2 tRNA genes and 2 rRNA genes are annotated in these 3173 nt (G+C 50.9%); all 4 read right to left on the minus strand.

Features of this window, described 5'->3' with window-relative positions:
- Nucleotides 1-637, minus strand: a 23S ribosomal RNA gene (locus DQ405_RS26280); the annotation flags it as partial.
- Nucleotides 638-891: 254 nt separating this feature from the next.
- Nucleotides 892-967 (minus strand) — tRNA-Ala (locus DQ405_RS26285).
- A gap of 30 nt (nt 968-997) precedes the next feature.
- Nucleotides 998-1074, minus strand: a tRNA-Ile gene (locus tag DQ405_RS26290).
- Nucleotides 1075-1165: 91 nt separating this feature from the next.
- Nucleotides 1166-2703: ribosomal RNA gene (locus DQ405_RS26295) — 16S ribosomal RNA — on the minus strand.
- Between the last annotated feature and the right edge of the window lie 470 nt (nt 2704-3173).

Consider the following 3173-nt stretch of genomic DNA (forward strand, 5'->3'; position numbering starts at 1 on the left):
CCTATTAAGACTCGCTTTCGCTACGCCCCCTATTCGGTTAAGCTCGCCACTGAAAATAAGTCGCTGACCCATTATACAAAAGGTACGCAGTCACCTAACAAAGTAGGCTCCCACTGCTTGTACGCATACGGTTTCAGGTTCTATTTCACTCCCCTCTCCGGGGTTCTTTTCGCCTTTCCCTCACGGTACTGGTTCACTATCGGTCAGTCAGTAGTATTTAGCCTTGGAGGATGGTCCCCCCATATTCAGACAAAGTTTCTCGTGCTCCGTCCTACTCGATTTCACTTCTAAGATCCTTTCGCGTACAGGGCTATCACCCACTATGGCCGCACTTTCCAGAGCGTTCCGCTAAAATCAAAGAAGCTTAAGGGCTAGTCCCCGTTCGCTCGCCACTACTAAGGGAATCTCGGTTGATTTCTTTTCCTCAGGGTACTTAGATGTTTCAGTTCCCCTGGTTCGCCTCACACACCTATGTATTCAGTGTGTGATAACCATCTTATGATGGCTGGGTTCCCCCATTCAGAGATCTCCGGATCAAAGTCTGTTTGCCGACTCCCCGAAGCTTTTCGCAGGCTACCACGTCTTTCATCGCCTCTGACTGCCAAGGCATCCACCGTATGCGCTTCTTCACTTGACCATATAACCCCAAGCAATCTGGTTACTGTCTAATAACGTGAAGACGACATTCGCCGAAAATCCGCACTTCGCTCTTAACGAGCAACTCGCAAATTTTACCTTGACTTGAATAATTACCAGTGAAAGTAACTACTCAAATCTACTTCTATCACATACCCAAATTTTTAAAGAACAGTTCTGGCGCAAAGACCAGAAATCAATACACTCCCAAAGGAATCTATTCATTTCTGTGCTTTCAAGCGATGGCGAGAATAATGGTGGAGCCAAGCGGGATCGAACCGCTGACCTCCTGCGTGCAAAGCAGGCGCTCTCCCAGCTGAGCTATGGCCCCATCTACAGATCGGCCACATCCCATGACAATTGGTGGGTCTGGGCAGATTCGAACTGCCGACCTCACCCTTATCAGGGGTGCGCTCTAACCAACTGAGCTACAGACCCAATCGTCTCTCTCGGGTCGAAACCCAATCGCTTTTCGCTAGTGAATCAAGCAATTCGTGTGGGAACTTATGAAGAAGCTGAAGTCTTCGATTAAGGAGGTGATCCAGCCGCAGGTTCCCCTACGGCTACCTTGTTACGACTTCACCCCAGTCATGAATCACTCCGTGGTAACCGTCCTCCCGAAGGTTAGACTAGCTACTTCTGGAGCAACCCACTCCCATGGTGTGACGGGCGGTGTGTACAAGGCCCGGGAACGTATTCACCGTGACATTCTGATTCACGATTACTAGCGATTCCGACTTCACGCAGTCGAGTTGCAGACTGCGATCCGGACTACGATCGGTTTTACGGGATTAGCTCCACCTCGCGGCTTGGCAACCCTTTGTACCGACCATTGTAGCACGTGTGTAGCCCAGGCCGTAAGGGCCATGATGACTTGACGTCATCCCCACCTTCCTCCGGTTTGTCACCGGCAGTCTCCTTAGAGTGCCCACCATAACGTGCTGGTAACTAAGGACAAGGGTTGCGCTCGTTACGGGACTTAACCCAACATCTCACGACACGAGCTGACGACAGCCATGCAGCACCTGTGTCAGAGCTCCCGAAGGCACCAATCCATCTCTGGAAAGTTCTCTGCATGTCAAGGCCTGGTAAGGTTCTTCGCGTTGCTTCGAATTAAACCACATGCTCCACCGCTTGTGCGGGCCCCCGTCAATTCATTTGAGTTTTAACCTTGCGGCCGTACTCCCCAGGCGGTCGACTTAATGCGTTAGCTGCGCCACTAAGATCTCAAGGATCCCAACGGCTAGTCGACATCGTTTACGGCGTGGACTACCAGGGTATCTAATCCTGTTTTGCTCCCCACGCTTTCGCACCTCAGTGTCAGTATTAGCCCAGGTGGTCGCCTTCGCCACTGGTGTTCCTTCCTATATCTACGCATTTCACCGCTACACAGGAAATTCCACCACCCTCTGCCATACTCTAGCTTGCCAGTTTTGGATGCAGTTCCCAGGTTGAGCCCGGGGCTTTCACATCCAACTTAACAAACCACCTACGCGCGCTTTACGCCCAGTAATTCCGATTAACGCTTGCACCCTTCGTATTACCGCGGCTGCTGGCACGAAGTTAGCCGGTGCTTATTCTGTCGGTAACGTCAAAACAGCAAGGTATTAACTTACTGCCCTTCCTCCCAACTTAAAGTGCTTTACAATCCGAAGACCTTCTTCACACACGCGGCATGGCTGGATCAGGCTTTCGCCCATTGTCCAATATTCCCCACTGCTGCCTCCCGTAGGAGTCTGGACCGTGTCTCAGTTCCAGTGTGACTGATCATCCTCTCAGACCAGTTACGGATCGTCGCCTTGGTGAGCCATTACCTCACCAACTAGCTAATCCGACCTAGGCTCATCTGATAGCGCAAGGCCCGAAGGTCCCCTGCTTTCTCCCGTAGGACGTATGCGGTATTAGCGTTCCTTTCGAAACGTTGTCCCCCACTACCAGGCAGATTCCTAGGCATTACTCACCCGTCCGCCGCTGAATCAGAGAGCAAGCTCTCTTCATCCGCTCGACTTGCATGTGTTAGGCCTGCCGCCAGCGTTCAATCTGAGCCATGATCAAACTCTTCAGTTCAATACTGCTTGGATTTTGAGAAAACCCTAAACTTGGCTCAGCAATCGCAAATCTCTTCTCCTAAAAGAAGAGCACTCAATGATTTCTCGTTGAGTACATTGTGATGCTGATAATCTTGCTGACCACCAGTCTTACCTCACAAGCACCCACACGAATTGCTTGATTCAGTTGTTAAAGAGCGTTTCGATCAAGTCTTTCGTCTCAACCGAGGCCGCGCATTCTACAGCAGCCTTGTGTCTCGTCAAGCTGTTTTTGAAGAAGTTTTTCTTTCTTCTCAACCGCTTGCGCTTCCGATCAACCTAGCGTCTCTCGTCAGCGGGAGGCGAATCATACAGCGTCTAAAACCGCTGTCAACCACCTCTTTCAACCGCTTCCAATCAACCTGACCAGAGCCACCAACAGCGCAAAACCACCACCCTGTTAGCCCGGCGTATTCTACTCGAATCCGCCTTCCGTGCAAGCCTTTTATT

This window comes from Pseudomonas sp. SST3 (assembly GCF_003325755.1).